Consider the following 17,465-nt stretch of genomic DNA (forward strand, 5'->3'; position numbering starts at 1 on the left):
CACGATTATGAAAAACACGTTTAAAATGCTATTGGTTTTTACGATTGTTCTTGCAACGTCTGCATTTACATCGGTTAACCCAGGTTATGAAGTAGGTGATATAGCCACAGATTTCGAACTAGAGAATATTGATGGAAATATGGTCTCAATGGCAGACTTTAAGGATGCTAAAGGTTTTATTGTCGTATTTACTTGTAATACCTGTCCGTATGCCGTGGCTTATGAGGACCGCGTAGAAGCACTGAACAAAAAGTATGCTGATAAGGGTTATCCTGTAATTGCTATCATGCCTAATAATACGGATGTGAAGCCAGGTGATAATATGCAAGCGATGAAAGCCAGAGCAAAGGCGAAAGGGTTTACGTTTCCTTATTTAATGGATAAAGGTCAGAAGATTTACCCGCAATATGGTGCTACTAAAACACCACACGTCTATGTATTGCAAAAAACGAAAAAAGGACCTCAAGTAAAGTATATTGGAGCCATTGATGATAACTATCAAGATGCGAGTGCTGTCACTAAAACGTATGTAGAGGACGCGGTTAATGCTTTGTTGGAGGGAAAAGAGGTTCCAGAAAAAACAACAAGAGCTATTGGATGCTCTATCAAGGTATAAATCCACTAAAAAGTAAATTTTTTTAATCCGATGTGTAACACTTCGGATTTTTTTTCGTCTTTATCATAAGGAAATGTTAAATTAGCATGATTATTGATGTATAAATATATGGCTGATTTAACACAACATGAATGGGCATCTCGATTAGCAGAAGATTACGATGCAGTGGTTTTGGATGTAAGAACATCTGAGGAAGCGGCTTTGGGAATTATTCCAAAGGCCTTGCTTATTGACATATATAAAGGCCAAGGATTCATCTACAAATTAGAAGAACTTGATAAGACCAAAAACTATTATGTCTACTGTAGATCTGGTACTAGAAGCGCTCAAGCATGTCAAATTATGAATCAGTTGGGTTTTGAAAATACAAATAATCTAATTGGAGGCTTCATCGAATGGAAAGGTGAGGTAGCTTCCATGTAAAAATCAATCAAAATGAAAAACAAGGCACTTATTTTATGTTTTGCGCTTTTTGCCTTAACATTTAGCTGTGAGCAACAGTCGCAGGCAGAAGTAAAAATGGTTTCACCAGAAGAAATGCAATCACTACTTGAAATGGATGATGTGCAATTAGTGGATGTACGAACACCAGAGGAGTATGAGGATGGCTATATTGAACAATCTCAAAATATTGATTTTAGGTCACCAACCTTTGATGACGACATCAAAAAGCTCGATAAATCGAAACCGGTGATTTTATATTGTAAATCTGGTGGACGCAGCGCCAAATGTGGTGAAAAACTCATAAAGGCAGGTTTTGAAAAAATTTACGACCTTGAAGGTGGTATTACCCACTGGAAATTTAAAGGCAATGCCATAAAAATACAAGACTAATACAAGAACCGAACTTAACGTTCGGTTTTTTTGTGCGCTTTCTTCATTGTTGATATATGTTAATCAACGCTAAATCTCCTCAATTAATCCTTTAGTTTTTTTAAATTAGCAACTTTCAAAAACTAAACTATATTGTGTTCTTTTTGTGAGTGTTTAGGAGATCATCCGATTACTATGCTACAAGAAGCGCAAAGAACCACTATTTCTGATGAAGAACTTATTAATTGCCCTATCTTGTATAGTCCTTTTTTCAAATGTTGCCAAAGCACAGGTTTTTGAACCTGTTAAATGGGAAACTTCAGTAGAAAAAATTTCGGAAACAGCGTATGATCTCATCGCCACGGTAACGATAGATGCTGGCTGGCATTTATATTCTCAAAATGTGCCTGATAACGGACCAATACCAACCACCTTTGTCTATAAAGAAGATTCTGGATATCAACTCTTGGGTAAAACTTCTGAAGAAGAAGGTCATACCGTTGATGATCCCGTTTTTCAGATGGAAATTACATTCTTTGAGAATAAGGCTGAATTCAAGCAACGGATTAAAGTCTTAAATAAGGAATTGTCGATGGTGAATGGTGAAGTGGAGTTTATGGTATGTGATGATGAAAAATGTTTGCCTCCAAATTATATAGATCTTCAATTCAATTTAAAAAGTGATGAGTCTGAAGCTTCCAAAGATGCATCAGTTAGTTTTGACAGTCCTGCCGAAACTTCCCAAATAATCAATCCTGTAAAATGGCACACCTCTGTTGAGAAAGTTTCGGATGAAGAATATATTTTAATCTCACATGCGACGATTGATAAGGGCTGGCATTTGTACGCACAAGAAGTGCCTGAAAATGGTCCGATTCCTACAGAATTTCAATATGAATTAACTGAAGGAGCTACCTTATTAGGTGAAACAAAGGAACAAAAAGGCGTCACTGTAGACGATCCAGTATTTGAAATGAAAATCAAGTATTTTGAAGAAACTACGGCGTTTAGACAACACATCAAACTTTCTAATCAACAACTCGAATCGGTAACTGCAGAAGTCAGTTTTATGGCCTGCGATGATTCTCGTTGTACAGCGCCTACCTATGAAGATTTACAGTTTGATTTGACCCAAAGCACGCCAGCAAAAGAAGGTTCTAACGTGTCCGAATCTACGACTGATGATACAAAAGATGAAGGTGGTAAAGAAGGTTTATGGACCATATTTATTTTGGGATTAGGTGCAGGTTTTATTGCATTATTTACACCATGTGTATTTCCTTTAATCCCAATGACGGTGAGCTTTTTTACCAAACAAAGTGAAAATAAGGCTGAAGGGATTAGAAATGCCATTATTTACGGATTGTCAATCATAGTCATCTATGTAATTTTAGGTACAGGTGTGGTTGCTATTTTTGGTGCAAGTGCTATTAATGAATTCTCCACTGGTGTTACTTTTAACCTCATATTTTTTGCCATACTTATCATTTTTGCGATGTCATTTTTAGGGGCTTTTGAAATCATGTTGCCGAATTCATGGGCCAATAAAATTGATAGAAAAGCTGATAAAGGCGGTTATACAGGCATCTTTTTTATGGCCTTGGCTTTAGCTATCGTGTCATTTTCTTGTACAGGTCCTTTCGTAGGAAATATTATTGTGTTGTCCGCTTCTGAAGGTGGTTTAGCACCTGTAGTAGGGATGTTCGGATTTGCTTTGGCCTTGGCACTCCCATTTGCCTTGTTTGCTGCATTTCCAGGATGGTTGAATTCTTTGCCGAAATCGGGAGGATGGCTAAATACTGTTAAAGTCGTTTTAGGATTTCTCGAATTAGCATTAGCCTTTAAATTTTTATCGAACGCCGATTTGGTTTCGCAATGGCATATTTTAGAGCGAGAAACATTTATTGCTATTTGGATTGCCATATTTGGCGCATTATCCTTGTATTTATTTGGAAAAATACAATTACCTCATGACTCAGCGTTAAAACATATTTCGGTTGGACGACTCCTATTAGGTTTACTGACCTTGTCCTTTACCATTTACATGATACCTGGACTTTGGGGAGCACCATTAAATCTGATTAGTGCTTTTCCGCCACCATTAGATTATAGTGAATCTCCATACGGTGTTGGTTACTCTAAAACAGGAGGCGGCTCTAGTAGCGCACATGATGAATTACCAGATGGTGCACATTTATTACCACCACATGATATTTTGGCTTTTAATGATTACGACAAAGGATTAGCTTATGCTAAAAAAGTTGGAAAACCGGTCATGATTGACTTTACGGGTTGGGCTTGCGTGAATTGTCGTAAAATGGAACAAAACGTATGGGTGGAACCAGAGGTATTGTCGAAATTAAAAAATGAGGTCGTCCTTATTTCCCTATACGTTGATGATAAACGAGATCTGCCAGAGGGAGAAGCTGTGGCATCTCAACTGAAACCAGGAAAAGAACTGCGTAATATTGGCCAAAAATGGAGTGAACTTCAAACCATTAAGTATAAAACCAATACACAGCCTTATTATGTACTCATGGATCATGATGAAGAAAATCTCATAGCGCCTGTTGGTTACACGCCAGATGTGGAAACTTATAACAATTGGCTATCTAAGGGCATACAAAACTTTAAGAACTGATGGCAGGCATCCATCAAAAAGAAAAAGCTCCCAAATTATTGAGAGCTTTTTTTTATGAGGTTTTAATGGCCGATTTCAATTTATCAGCATGAAGCATTCGCAACTTTGCTAATTTTGGTGCAATCACAAAACTGCAATAGCCTTGTGTTGGATTATTGGCATAATAGTTTTGGTGTATGCTTTCAGCTTCAAAAAAGTTTTTTAAAGGGCTTAATTCAGTCACAATAGGCTGATCGAAATAATTAGCCATGTCTTTAAGAACCGTTTCGGCTTTCAGTTTTTGATCTTCCGAATGGTAAAAAATCACCGATCTATATTGTGTACCCACATCGGCACCTTGACGATTCAAGGTTGTTGGATCATGACTTGTCATAAAAATGATGAGTAAATCCTCATACGACACCACCTTTGGATCAAAACTTACTTGCACGACTTCGGCGTGACCTGTAAGTCCAGAACAGACTTCTCTATAAGTTGGTTTGCCTGGGACATTACCACCACTATAGCCTGAGATAACCTCATGAACACCATTTACTTCTTGGAAAACAGCTTCAATACACCAAAAGCAGCCAGCTCCAACCGTTAATAATTCTAAGTTCTTCGTTGTCATACTTTAGCTTTCTGTTACTTTAGAATCCAATGTCATGGACTCTGAATTGATACAATATCGCAATCCGCTAGGTTCTGGACCATCCGGGAATACGTGTCCTAAGTGCGCATCACAAGTATTGCACATCACTTCAACTCGTACCATACCAAAGGAATCATCTTTTTCATATTTGATGGCATTCAGCTTAATAGGTTGTGTAAAACTTGGCCAGCCAGTACCAGACTCAAATTTAATCGTTGAATCAAATAAGGGACTGTCGCAGCAGACACAATTGTATAAACCGGCTTCATGAATACTACATAGTTCACCACTATGAGGTCTTTCAGTGCCTTTCTGTCTAGTGATTCGAAATTGTTCAGGCGTTAATTGTTCTCGCCATTCCGCCTCTGTTTTTTCAACTCTGCGATCTGGTGTTGGATTGCCGTTTACGGCAAAATGAATAATATCTTTCCAATTGATCATATAAAATCCTTTCAGTTTAATTTTTGTTTTGATAAGTAGTCGGTTAGGGAGCCAATATCTTACATTTTAAAACGGTAGTAGGGCATAAAGTTTATCGCCTATCACGTATCCCAGTCCTAGAATGAGCGGATACCCAATAAACAGCCATATATAATCTAGTAATCCTATTTTTGAAAAGGCATCGCTACCATGTTCATTGAGGAGTTCTATAAAATCATACCAAGATTTTAATCCCACTTTCACAATGATCGCATTCGCTATAATAGCAATGATTAAAATACAGATACCAACGATGTAAATTTTCAGCATAGATGTTTCAATAAAGAATTCCTATAAAGATAATTAAAAGACTTATATTTCTGATGTAGACATCTACAATTCTCTTAAGACCGTATATAAAACAACGTATTCCCTTAAAACCCTATTTTATGACACTTACTTGGAAATCAGTTTGGCTCAAACGTCTCTTAAAAGCTTTTCTGATTGGGTTAGTCTGTTTCGCACTATTTTGGTTCTCAGTGTATGCAGGTCTTTGGGGAAAATTGCCATCTAAAGAAGCGTTATCCGATATCAAGCAAGCGGAGGCCACGGTGTTATTGGATGCCAATGAAGCCTTATTGGGAAAGTATTTCATTTTTGACCGTCAGATTGTCAAATACGAAGACCTTCCAACAGATCTTGTAAACGCCTTAGTCGCCACGGAAGACTCTCGGTTTTATGAGCATTCAGGTGTGGATTATAAGAGTTTGATGCGTGTCTTCTTTAAATCCATTCTTTTGCAGGACAATGCCTCAGGAGGCGGTAGTACCATTAGCCAGCAACTTGTTAAGAATATTTACGGAAGACAAGACCATGGTTGGTTTTCGATGCCTGTTAACAAAATACGTGAAATGATTGTGGCCAAGCGGTTCGAGTCCATATATTCAAAACAGGACATTATCGCCTTATATTTAAATACGGTGCCATTTAGTGAAAACACCTTCGGTATTGAGAGTGCTTCTCAGAAATTTTTCAATACCTCTACGAAAGACCTTAATTTATCGCAAGCTGCGACCCTTGTTGGAACTTTAAAAGCCTCTCATAGTTTTAATCCGCGGTTATTTCCGGAGCGAAGTCAGTTGCGAAGAGATGTGGTATTGCAACAAATGCAAAAATATGGTTACATTGATGAGGCTACTCAAAAGGCGACCAACGAACTCCCTTTAGAAGTGGATTACCGAAAATTCAGCCATACTGATGGTATCGCTCCTTACTTCAGGGAAAAGGTGCGATTAGAAGTAAAAACAATCATTGATAGCCTCAACAAACATCATGACACGGATTATGATCTGTATAAAGACGGATTAAAAATCCATACGACGCTTGATATTCAAATGCAGCGTTATGCCGAAAACGCGATGAAACAACATTTGCAATCACTGCAAAAGAGCTTTGAAAATTCCTATGGGAATAACGCACCATGGCTTAACAATAAGCGCTTGATTGAGAGTCGTATCAAAGGTTTAAAGTTGTATCAGCAATTAAAAAAGAAAGATTGGAGTCATGACGCTATTATGGACAGCCTGAATGCCAAAGGACAATATGCTTTGTTTTCTTGGGACGGTGAACTTATCGAAGCAGTTTCTGTAATAGACAGTCTGAAGCATACCATGAAATTTCTAAACACGGGTTTTGTCGCCGTTGATCCTGCTTCAGGAGCTGTAAAAGCCTATGTAGGAGGAATTAATTTTGAGCATTTTAAGTATGACCATGTATCCAATTCTAAGCGTCAAGTTGGTTCTACATTCAAACCATTTGTCTATACAGCTGCTTTAGAGCAAGGTATCTCTCCTTGTAATTATTATCCCATTAAGACGATAACCTATACCAACGAAAAGGACTGGACACCAACTAATGGTAGTAAAGATGAGCAAGACAGACATCTTAATTATTCTATGGAAAAAGCCTTGAGTGAATCGGTGAATACCGTCGCTGTTAAAGTCTTGGAAGATGTAGGGATCCAAACAGTGATAGATCAAGCTCAAAAAATGGGTGTACATTCTGAACTACCTGAAGTACCTTCCTTAGCACTCGGCACAGCAGAGTTATCGATGATGGAACTCATCGGTGCTTATACCAGTTATGTGAATGAAGGACACAGGTCGCAACCGTTTTTTATTACGAAGATAGAAGATAAGCACGGTCAACTGATCTATGAAGCACCTGTGCAGAAAGAGCAGCCTCAAGCCTTTTCAGATGACACGAGACAAGTCATGATTGAAATGATGAAATCTACGATTAACAAAGGCACAGCCACTCGTATACGTTCGGTATATGGCCTACCTAATGATTTGGCAGGAAAAACAGGAACTACCCAGAATAATAAAGATGGATGGTTTGTTGGAATCAGTCCGAAATTAGTCATGTTGTCTTGGGTAGGGAATGACGATCATAGAATTGGGTTTAGTAATACGGCTATAGGTCAAGGCGCCAATTCTGCATTGCCTACCGTTGCCTTGTTTTTAAAGCAATTAAATCAGGATAAAGAATTCCATACGATAACGCAAGCCAAATTTGAAAAACCATCGGAGTCGGTTGTGGAAATGATGGATTGTGAGCCTGAAAAACGAGATGGCTTTTTAAAGCGTTTATTTAAAAAAGATCGCAAGTCGCGCGAATTTGAGTCTGAAGATCCTGAGGAGAAAAAAGATAAAAAGGGGTTCTTTGGTTTTTTGAAGAAAAAAAAGGATGACTAACAGCGGCTTTCTAAAAATTTCAAATCCTACAGACGCAATTTTTTTAATGAAGCCTTAATGCTTCTCTAATTTTAAGGTATTTCTCACTTTTCGCCATAAACGTTCCGATAACAAGCTCTGGTTTTTAATATCTCCCATCAGATATTCTAAATTCAAGCCTTTGATTTCACTAGAAACCGCATCAGTAATTTCAGCGTCATCAGTAATCATAGCCATATCCCAATTTTTAAATTCCCGTTTTGCCTTGGGACCTTGCCACATGGTAACGATGTCGTAATGCCTATTATCCTTTTGAATATTTTCATAAAGCTGTAATACATGGCGTTTTGGACCTTCAATGAGCTGAAAAAAAACATTGTTGTGATATATGAGACTTCCCGTGATTTGATGTTTTCTATTTTCTTTTACAGAGTGATTCAAGATTGTTTTTATATCTAAATCGCTTAATTTTGGTTTAGCGATGGAACGATAACTGACTTCAAATAAGGAATCATTTTTGTAATGTGCCGCTTTAAAATCACTTGGTAAAATATGATATCGTTTTTGAAATACTTTAGAGAAATAACTTCTACTAGAATAGCCAACCGAATAACAAATTTCAGAAATGGTCATATCCGTGGTTTCTATCAATTCTTTAGCGTGTGCCATTTTAATGTTGATGGTCAATTCGTTTACCGTACAACCATACAGATGCTTGATGCCTTTTTGAAGTTTTTTAGGGCCCATTCCAAATTCCTTCACAAGTGTATCCATGGTGAAATGAGACTCTAAATTTGCTCGGATAAAATCTCCAATCTCCGTAATTTTAGATAATTCAGCTTTGGTGAGGCCTATCGTTAATAACTCACTAGACATATCTTCATTGTAGGATTCTAATTGCGACGATAGCATATTCAGAATGGATCCTTCAATGGCAAGTCTACCAATTAAATCCGTACGTTCATTGTCGATAATTAAAGAGACATAGGCATCTGTTTTGGCATCAATATCTCCGAGGTAGCGATAGGTCTTTTGTTTCACTTGAAAGGCAAACACCTCTTCCAATCGTGACGTCAAATCTTTACGAAGTTGCGAACTATAACTTAAAAAGTCATCTGGATTTATAATCAGATAGCAACATTCATAGGTTATATCCTTAGGAATGGTGAAATCGGAAGTCATCCCTGGTTCACCAACAATAATAAAATTTTGATTTTTAAGTAATATTGTAGGTTGCTCTTCATTCGAAAATTTTTGCAACTGATAGCCTGAATGATGGTATCCAAAATAGTATTGCTGCTCGTCTTGAAATATGAAATCAAATTTAAAATCGGAGCTAAATGTAATGCGGTAAACCCAAGCTGTTAAGCCTGGAAAAACTTCATATAAAGATATGGAACCTTTCCCGTTTTTGTTATCCAATAGAAGAATGGCTGCGCCGTGATCCTCCTTAAGATCTGCTCCCAAATACACTGCCATTTGCCGCAACATTTCAATGGGACTATTCTCTTTTAAATATATCATTCACTATTAATTCGCAGTGGCGACAAATGCCTTCCAACTGAATCGCATCGAACAGTAAAAATAATTATTTTCCGTAATTTTTAAAAATAAATTACGTAGGTTTTAAGGTTACAGATTTGCTATTTAAAATCTGTTTTTTAAAGATGTGGTGGGTTCCATACGGGTAATGGCTATAAGATTAAACATGCAAAGCGACAAAAATATACGTAGAACTACGTAGCTATTTGTAAGTGGATATTTGTAACTTTAGGAATTGATAAATGACTAAATATACGGTGATCCAACTTTAAAATGAGAGGGTCGTGTGTTTGGTGGTCATATAAGGAGTTGTGAGTCATTCTAAAACCCATTGTTATGAAAAGTATTCTTTTAATAGTACTATTAGTCCCGATATTCGGATTTTCTCAGGACAAAGTCAATTTAGAAAAAATGAGCTTGTCCGAACTCAATGAATATTTGTTCATCGAATATACCTTAAATAAAAATACTGAGCCGTTAAACACAGTAGCTACTGAAGATTTTGTTTTAATCGCAGCACCTGGTATGATTGAAACAAAAGAACAAGCCATTAAAGGAGTGAATAATTTGAGTCTTTCAAGTGTAAATGTCACTGTGGATAACATTATTGAAAGAGATAATCTAGGAATTGTTATTGGTGTTTTGGACATGAAAGGCACAATAATGGGAAGACCGATTCCTGGAAAAATAAGATACCATAGTGTGTTTTTTAAAGATAATGGTATTTGGCAACTCCAAAGTAGATCTATGACTCCAATTAGAATGTAGGGCAAAACTATTCACAACAACCCACAAAGCGAATTCCTAGTCTGTTACTCATAAAATCCTCACCGATGTCTCTTCAGTCCGTTTTCTTTTACTACCTTAGTTCCAAGGCATTGGCACAACGCGTTTAAAAAGTGGTGATGCTTCAACGCTTCCAAGCACTAGCCAATGATCAAGTTTTTCAGAAACATAAGAATGCAGTTACTTTCGCAAGGAAAAACCGGTAAGTATTTAAAATATGCGATGGGCGAAATTGTTCTAGTGGTGATTGGGATTTTAATCGCCTTGCAAATCAATAATTGGAACGAAGCGCAAAAAGCCCGTGAAAAAGAAACCTCTGTTTTAAAGTCGCTGGTGAATTCTATAGACAACGATATATGGGAATACGACACCTATGTCAGCCAAAATCTTACGACCAAGAAACGTGGCATCGATAGCCTTCAGGACTATGCGTCAGCAAACAAAACCATTACAGAACCGCTTTTTATTGAATTTTATAAGATGGCGAAACAGGATGTCCATTTTCGTTTTGGTAATGGTCCCTTTGAAGCACTCAAATCAAGTGGTTTAGAACTCATCAGAAATGATTCCCTGAGAACCCATATCAATAATACCTATACATCCGATGTCCCAATTGCGGTGCTGCTCGGAAATGATTTCTACTATGAGAACAAACTCAAAGTGGATGAGCTCTATTATAAGCTCATAGCAATCAAACGTGAGATGCATCCCGATGGTACGAGTCAGCTTGTCGAACGTTTAAAAACCGATGACGTGCTTCACAACGACGATTTTTTGTGGGCACTGCAATTGGAAATGAACAAGTACGACGAAGATACCCTACGCATCAGACAAATAAGAACCTCATTGCTAGATTTGAAATCAGCCATTGAAAGAGAATTACAGCGCTAGCCTTGACCTAGGAAATTTAATAATTCATGGGCAAGTTGCGCTACCGTTTTAATTCTTATATTTAAAATTCTAAACTCCTAGAATTAGCGTCATGACCACGTCTTTTTTTTCCGACTTTAAAACCCTTATCATTATTGGGATCATTATTGCTTTAACCATTTGTGTTGCTTTGGTTTTTAAATACCTATCAAAGCGGAAAATAAATGCCCTCGTCAAAACAAGACATATTGATCCAACCAGCTATGTGTTTGCGACAAAACTGATCACAGCCCTTATTTTTATTATCGGGATTTCGTTTGCCTTAATTCAAATTCCTGAAATGAAAACCTTGGGCCATTCCTTATTGGCAGGTGCAGGCATCTTATCCCTCGTCGCAGGATTGGCATCGCAACAGGCGTTGAGTAATATTATGAGTGGGTTTCTGATCGTGATCTTCAAACCTTTTAAAATCAACGATAGAATTACCTTTAACCAAACCTATACAGGAACGGTAGAAGAAATTAATTTGCGACAAGTGGTGCTAAGAGATTTTGAAAATAATAGAATCGTTGTACCCAACTCCGTGATTAGCTCTAATGTGATTGTTAACTCCAACTTAAACGATACCAAGATTTGTAAAATGATTGAAATTGGTATCGGTTATAATTCAGATATCGGCAAGGCTTTAAAAATCATGGAAGAAGAGGTGCTGAAACATCCGCTTCATATCGATAATAGAACGGCTGAAGATATCGAAAACAACGTACCTGAAGTAATTTCAAGGGTGATTGCATTGGGCAATTCATCTGTGACTTTAAAAGTGTGGGCTTACTCCGATAATACCGCAAATGGGTTTATCATGTATTGCGATTTACTGCGCTCCATAAAAGAACGTTTCGACCAAGAAAACATAGAAATACCTTATAACTATCAGAACGTCATTATTAAAGAAACCAAAGAAAATGACGCGTCATCGACCTCATGAGTTAGGCGCATTTAGAGGTAAACTAATTTAAAAAAAAAGAGAGGCCTTTTGGCCTCTCTTATCATTGGTTGGTTATGCACAATGGCTTATTTCAAAATTATCTTTTCAGTAATAATCTTGCCATTGGATTTCATAATGACATAGTAAATACCACTTGGTAGCGGTTTGCCATTTGCAGAGGTGCCATCCCATGCTATTTCAGTGCTGCCAGATGCTATGGTTCCTGTTTGGATGCCATAGACACGCTGTCCTACGAGATTATAGATGTCAACTTGAGCAGAACTGTTTGGTGGCAGCTTGATGCTGATTGTTGCTTTATCTTTCACAGGGTTCGGCAATACAGTGAGTTGCATTAGCGAACTGCTCTCAAGTTTGGCTTCGATATCATCACAATTGGCATCATCACATGGACCGAGATAATCACCGTGTGCAAGATGCGCTTCCACAGCTGATTCTGCTACGCAAATGGTTTGAGGGCCATCAAGACTTCCTTTAGGTCTATGACAAAGTACTACTTTTTTCTCTTTGTTACCACAAACCCATTCATCAATGAGGTTGTCAAAACCTGGAAAATAAGCACAGTCTGGTAAACCATCACCATTATTGTCAATCGTGTCATCACCACCTGGACATTCATCACATTGGTCTGCTACAGTATCACAATCTTCATCCGGACCTTCAAGAGTGACGATGGCGCTACAAGTACTGGCGTTATTGCACTCGTCGGTAACTGTGAGTTTTACAATATGCTCACCTAACATATAGCAGGTAAAGACCGATTGATCAATGGCTAGCGTCACATTGCCACAAATATCATTAGAACCATTGTCTATTTGACTAGGCGTTATAGATACAGACTCATTATCGCCCAATTGTATGGTAATATCTTGGCAAATGGCCGTTGGTGCTGTGGTGTCAATAATGGTAATCACTTGCACGCATGTGGTTTCATTATTACAGGCATCTGTAGCCGTCCAAGTTCTAGTGATGGTTCCTGTATCGCCACATCCATCTAAGTTCGTGACATCGCTGTAACTCACTGTCGGATTAAGATCGCATTTGTCAGTAGCGGTAGCAATACCTGTCGCGGCAGGACTGTAATCACTACCACATTCAACCTCTAAATCAGCAGGACACGTAATGTCTGGACCTTCATTATCTACCAGTGTAATGGTCTGTACACAACTCGTGGTATTACCAGAGGCATCTGTGGCTCGCCAGGTACGCGTAATCGTTCCTGTTCCACCGCAACCTGTCAAATTCGCGACATCTGTATACGTGATATCTGGATTTACATCGCAATTGTCTGTAGCCGTTGCAAGTCCGGTATTAGCAGGTAAGGTACTTTCATCACATTTAATGCTTCGGCTCGAAGGACAGGTGATGATAGGGTTGATATTATCTTCAACAATGACGGTAGCCGTACAGCTACTATCATTGCCAGAACTATCGGTTGCAGTGAGGGTCACAACATTAGTACCTAAATCACTACAATTAAAGTTCGTCTGGCTCAGCGACAGCGATGGAGTTCCACCACAGGCATCGTAAGAACCGTTATCTATGGCAGCCGCTGTTATGGAGGCATTACCGTTCGAGTCCAATTGGATGGTAATATCCCGACAAACAACGATTGGGTCGATAGCATTACCATTCGTCAAGCAAGAGGCATTGGAGACATAGTTACGCATCACGTTTCCTGGTTGGGTTCCCATACCATTGGAAATTGGAAACGTACCATGACCATAGCTGTCAAAATAACTCATTATGGTTGGAAACACATCCAGCAAGTAAGGTTCGCTAAGGCAAGATCCACCTTCTGCATCATCTGTGGCGACACCTGCGGAAGTTGTATTACCATAATCATCAATTTGCGTACTATCGCCATTCCAAACACAAGCATGTGTGTGTCGCGAGTTAAGATTGTGACCAATTTCATGGGTCAGTACTTTCACATATCTCGTGTAAGAAGTCCATGGTAATATTGGTGCGTCAATACCAATTCTGGTTAAAGAATAGGAATCATTGGTGCAAAGCCCATCGAAATAGGCGATTCCGCCTCCCCAACTACCTGTCTGTCCAGAGATTAATGCCGCCAAGTCGCCAGGCCATCCAGCGCCATCACCGTTATAATAAGCTCTAAAATCATCCCTCTGATCGCCAGTGTCGTCAGATTCAATAAAGGTATCCTGTGAATCCCATACAAATACGCCAGAAAGCACCATATAGATATCTTCTGCGTTATACGCATTGATGGTTTGAGCGAAGGCAGAGGTCATTTTATTAGTGGTTTCGTCGGCATCTGAACCGTTTAAAAGGTAATAAGAATAATCTGCAACGAGATAGACTTGTACGACTTGACAGTCGAGAGCTCTGTTGGCATTATTGAGTTCAGCATCTGTGTATACAGGCATGTCTTTGCCGCCAGCTTCCATATGGCATTCAAATTTGAAGAGATCCTTTTTGATGTCTTCCTGTAGATTGGCCGTTTTATAAAAGATATAACGGCTGGCATTGTTTTTTAATTTAACGAGTTCGTAGTTATATTGGCTATCGCTGAACAGTCCAACAACTTCATCTTTATACACGCTAAAGGAAACATAAGATCTAGACTGACCTGGAATGGTTCCTTTATAATGCACACCCAGATCAACATTCTGCATGCTTCTTCCGGTACTTGTTTCCACCTTAAACTCATCGGTGAATATCTTAATTTTTTCTAGTTCCAAGGCCATCGGCTGTCCGTCGCTCATTGGAATGGTTAATTGAAACTGATTTGGAGCGGCTCCTCGTAAGGCTGCAAGTTCTGAAAGATCAATAGAGAGGAGGTCTCCATCAGTCACTTGCGTATAGGTTTTTTCAGCAGCCGTCACTGAAGATTCTGGAAATAAATTAAATGCTGATTCCGGCAGCGGTTGTTTGCCCTGACCAAGGGATGAGATGGTGACTAGCACAATGGCCAGTCGTAAAATAATAGTTTTCATAATAAAAAGAACTTAGGTTGGTTAAACATTTCGAATGGTCACCTAATTAACCCATCACTTGCTACTTGCGTCAATTAGGATGACATTTTCGTCGTATTCAAAGCTAATAGAGACCGCTGACAACGGCTCCTACATATGTTTCAAATTGTATAAGGTATGTTCCATGCTACTGATATTCCTAGTGTTTGAGGCGATTGTTACAGGTTGCTGTGGAGACTGTTCAATAGCATTACTTTAAGTGAAAAATACGTAGCACTACGTATACATACGTTCATAGATATTAGTAACTTTATGGTTGTCAATATGTATAAAAAGATATACTTATTCGATCATAAAAGGGGATAACAGTATCTTTAGTTGCTATAATAGGAGTTAGCAACAATTACCACTCAAACTCACGACCTAAATACCTAATTTTTTTAAAATCATTTGCGTAACCGAATAGTTACACATATATTTGTAACCGATTAGTTACATAAATTATGAGAAGAGATGTTTTTCAAGCAATTGCAGACCCAGTTAGACGAGACATTATTGAATTGCTTGCTACTGAAACTTTAAGCGTAAATGAAGTTGCAGAAAAGTTTGAGATAAGTAGACCTGCAATTTCTAAACACTTGAAAATATTAAACGAATGTGGGATAATCCAATTTAACCAAATTGGAAGAGAGCGTATGTGTTTAATCCAGCCTCAAAAATTGATTCCTGCTTTTTTATGGATAAAACAATACAATAAACTATGGGAAGAAAGAATAGATTCCTTTGAAAATTACGTTAATCAAATTCAAACAAAAACCGATAAAAAATGAGCGATTTAGTAAACAGAACACTAACAATTGAGAAAACATTTAATGCACCAGTAGAATTAGTTTGGAATGCTTGGACGCAATCTGAACACATTCTAAAATGGTGGGCTCCAAACGGAATGGAAATTAAAGTAATTCAGCACGATTTTAAAGTTGGTGGAAAGTGGAAATATTCAATGCCGATGCCAGACGGAAACAAATTTATATCAGAGGGGACATATAAAGAAATTGAAGAATTTAAGAAAATAATTACTTCTGCGGACTTTAAACCTATGACCGAAAACGTAGAACTACAAACTTACTTTAAAGCAGATGGAGATAAAACCAAGTTCACATTTAATGTTATTCACGCAACACCTGAATATTGTAAACAACAAGAAGAAATGGGGTTCTATAATGGTTGGGGTTCGGCTTTCGAAAGATTGGAAAATGTGCTAAAGAATTTGAAAGAATAAAAATTTGAAATGAAATAACTGTTGCTAACACCGTGTATAATTAATTGCGGTAGGTGTTTAAGACGAGGAAAAATTCTCACATAATTCACTATCTTTAAAACTCGGAAAGAATTGCTGGCTCAGCCTCGCACTTTTTGTCCCGCGGAATTTTCGCCGTAAACGGCTCATCCGAGCGCAAAGCGCTTCGGCTGAAATTCCGCAACTAATCATACACAATTACGTTAGCATTTATTATGAAAAAGAGCATTGCCATTTTATTAACAATTCTGCTTTCAGTAAGTTTAGGCTTCTCGCAAATCCCAATTCAAGAATATCGTGCGGAAATTGAACAGCTGAAAACAGATACACAAGTAAACGAATACTGGCATGACTTGCATAAAATTGACCAAGAAATTTTGGTCAACACAAGCGATTTAAAAATTGCTGACAGTATTTCGATATCGAATATGATTAAGTCAGCTTTAATTTTCGATATTCATGGAACTAAAGGATATAACTCTAAAGGTTATAGTGGTTTTTTACCAATACTCAATCTTTCTCATAACTACATTGGTCAAAGTCAAATAGCTTATTGGCCTATAATTGAAAAGTGCGCAGAAATTGGAGGAGCTATAGAAAGTTTTGGTGGAAAATACCCTGCATATCAACTTGAAAGTGTGTCGCAAACTTTTTACAATTATTCACTATTCAATCAAGAAAAAAAATATCCAATTCTTGTCAGTAAATTAAGTGAGATAGAAACTTTAGATATCATTGATGAACTTCTAAAATCGTTTCAAAACCAAAATGAATTGCGGAAATTGAGTGAGATTGCAGTCCTTAATAGATGGTATCCACAATCATCCAAAGAACGAATTGACGAAGGCGAATTTTCCATTATAAAAATGTCTGATAATAATTTATATTTAAAAAAATACGGGAGAATTCAAAAACTTGAACTACTTAAGACAAAGAAGTCATCGAAAGAATACAGAATTGTAAACGAACCATTTGGCTGGAAGTATGTCTATGGCGAAGATGGAAGTTTGAGTTTAGTTGACGAAAAAAATAATGAACTAATCAATTACACTCTGATAAAATAACAAATGCTAACAACGTATATAGCTCTTAGCTAATCAGTTGCTTACCGAAAAGTTATCGCTAATTTGCACGTTACGATCCATAAACAAACCCGTAGTGTGTAA

16 protein-coding genes are annotated in these 17,465 nt (G+C 37.8%); 11 read left to right on the forward strand and 5 right to left on the reverse strand.

Going from position 1 to position 17,465, the window contains the following annotated elements; genetic code table 11:
• The first annotated feature begins 7 nt into the window (after positions 1 to 7).
• The 4 genes from ACU8DI_RS11365 to ACU8DI_RS11380 all read left to right on the forward strand — a co-directional run bounded on the left by ACU8DI_RS11365 (position 8) and on the right by ACU8DI_RS11380 (position 4,070).
• Complete coding sequence (locus tag ACU8DI_RS11365; protein ID WP_447112903.1) at positions 8 to 616, forward strand: thioredoxin family protein; 609 nt, start codon at positions 8 to 10, stop codon at positions 614 to 616.
• A 108-nt stretch (positions 617 to 724) separates the two neighbouring features.
• A complete protein-coding gene (locus ACU8DI_RS11370; RefSeq protein WP_447112904.1) occupies positions 725 to 1,039 on the forward strand; it encodes a rhodanese-like domain-containing protein in 315 nt (104 codons plus the stop codon).
• 12 nt (positions 1,040 to 1,051) lie between these two features.
• Positions 1,052 to 1,450, forward strand: a complete 399-nt coding sequence (locus tag ACU8DI_RS11375) for a rhodanese-like domain-containing protein (RefSeq protein ID WP_447112905.1) — start codon at positions 1,052 to 1,054, stop codon at positions 1,448 to 1,450.
• A 208-nt stretch (positions 1,451 to 1,658) separates the two neighbouring features.
• Positions 1,659 to 4,070 (forward strand): cytochrome c biogenesis protein CcdA, encoded by a 2,412-nt coding sequence (locus tag ACU8DI_RS11380; protein WP_447112906.1) that lies wholly within the window; start codon positions 1,659 to 1,661, stop codon positions 4,068 to 4,070.
• 52 nt (positions 4,071 to 4,122) lie between these two features.
• On the opposite strand, the gene msrA is transcribed toward ACU8DI_RS11380, so the two are convergent.
• The 3 genes from msrA to ACU8DI_RS11395 form a co-directional block, all read right to left on the reverse strand.
• The gene (msrA, locus tag ACU8DI_RS11385) at positions 4,123 to 4,680 is read right to left on the reverse strand and encodes a peptide-methionine (S)-S-oxide reductase MsrA (RefSeq protein ID WP_447112907.1); all 558 of its coding nucleotides are present in this window, start codon (positions 4,678 to 4,680) and stop codon (positions 4,123 to 4,125) included.
• 3 nt (positions 4,681 to 4,683) lie between these two features.
• Positions 4,684 to 5,142 (reverse strand): peptide-methionine (R)-S-oxide reductase MsrB, encoded by a 459-nt coding sequence (gene msrB, locus ACU8DI_RS11390; RefSeq protein WP_447112908.1) that lies wholly within the window; start codon positions 5,140 to 5,142, stop codon positions 4,684 to 4,686.
• A gap of 66 nt (positions 5,143 to 5,208) precedes the next feature.
• Positions 5,209 to 5,451 carry a DUF7672 family protein gene (locus ACU8DI_RS11395; RefSeq protein ID WP_447112909.1) on the reverse strand — a complete coding sequence of 81 codons (243 nt, stop codon included), beginning with the start codon at positions 5,449 to 5,451 and terminating at the stop codon, positions 5,209 to 5,211.
• Between the two features lie 119 nt (positions 5,452 to 5,570).
• Between ACU8DI_RS11395 and ACU8DI_RS11400 the strand changes: the two genes are divergently transcribed.
• Positions 5,571 to 7,877, forward strand: a complete 2,307-nt coding sequence (locus ACU8DI_RS11400) for a transglycosylase domain-containing protein (RefSeq protein WP_447112910.1) — start codon at positions 5,571 to 5,573, stop codon at positions 7,875 to 7,877.
• A 54-nt stretch (positions 7,878 to 7,931) separates the two neighbouring features.
• On the opposite strand, the gene ACU8DI_RS11405 is transcribed toward ACU8DI_RS11400, so the two are convergent.
• Positions 7,932 to 9,380: a BLUF domain-containing protein gene (locus tag ACU8DI_RS11405; protein WP_447112911.1), complete on the reverse strand. Its 1,449-nt coding sequence runs from the start codon at positions 9,378 to 9,380 to the stop codon at positions 7,932 to 7,934.
• Between the two features lie 354 nt (positions 9,381 to 9,734).
• On the opposite strand from ACU8DI_RS11405, the gene ACU8DI_RS11410 reads away from it, so the two are divergent.
• The 3 genes from ACU8DI_RS11410 (at position 9,735) to ACU8DI_RS11420 (ending at position 12,039) form a co-directional block, all read left to right on the forward strand.
• Positions 9,735 to 10,166 (forward strand): nuclear transport factor 2 family protein, encoded by a 432-nt coding sequence (locus ACU8DI_RS11410; RefSeq protein ID WP_447112912.1) that lies wholly within the window; start codon positions 9,735 to 9,737, stop codon positions 10,164 to 10,166.
• 192 nt (positions 10,167 to 10,358) lie between these two features.
• Complete coding sequence (locus ACU8DI_RS11415) at positions 10,359 to 11,075, forward strand: DUF6090 family protein (protein ID WP_447112913.1); 717 nt, start codon at positions 10,359 to 10,361, stop codon at positions 11,073 to 11,075.
• A gap of 91 nt (positions 11,076 to 11,166) precedes the next feature.
• Complete coding sequence (locus ACU8DI_RS11420; protein ID WP_447112914.1) at positions 11,167 to 12,039, forward strand: mechanosensitive ion channel family protein; 873 nt, start codon at positions 11,167 to 11,169, stop codon at positions 12,037 to 12,039.
• A gap of 86 nt (positions 12,040 to 12,125) precedes the next feature.
• On the opposite strand, the gene ACU8DI_RS11425 is transcribed toward ACU8DI_RS11420, so the two are convergent.
• Entirely contained in the window at positions 12,126 to 15,020 is a 2,895-nt protein-coding gene (locus ACU8DI_RS11425; protein WP_447112915.1) for a zinc-dependent metalloprotease, read from the reverse strand.
• Positions 15,021 to 15,502: 482 nt separating this feature from the next.
• Between ACU8DI_RS11425 and ACU8DI_RS11430 the strand changes: the two genes are divergently transcribed.
• The 3 genes from ACU8DI_RS11430 (at position 15,503) to ACU8DI_RS11440 (ending at position 17,363) form a co-directional block, all read left to right on the forward strand.
• Positions 15,503 to 15,829, forward strand: coding sequence for an ArsR/SmtB family transcription factor (locus ACU8DI_RS11430; RefSeq protein WP_447112916.1), 327 nt, complete (start codon positions 15,503 to 15,505; stop codon positions 15,827 to 15,829).
• Positions 15,826 to 16,281, forward strand: a complete 456-nt coding sequence (locus ACU8DI_RS11435) for an SRPBCC family protein (RefSeq protein ID WP_447112917.1) — start codon at positions 15,826 to 15,828, stop codon at positions 16,279 to 16,281. Before ACU8DI_RS11430 ends, ACU8DI_RS11435 begins: the two co-directional genes overlap by 4 nt.
• A gap of 233 nt (positions 16,282 to 16,514) precedes the next feature.
• Positions 16,515 to 17,363: a hypothetical protein gene (locus ACU8DI_RS11440; RefSeq protein ID WP_447112918.1), complete on the forward strand. Its 849-nt coding sequence runs from the start codon at positions 16,515 to 16,517 to the stop codon at positions 17,361 to 17,363.
• Positions 17,364 to 17,465: the final 102 nt, after the last annotated feature.

The sequence above is a fragment of the Psychroserpens sp. BH13MA-6 genome, assembly GCF_052983595.1.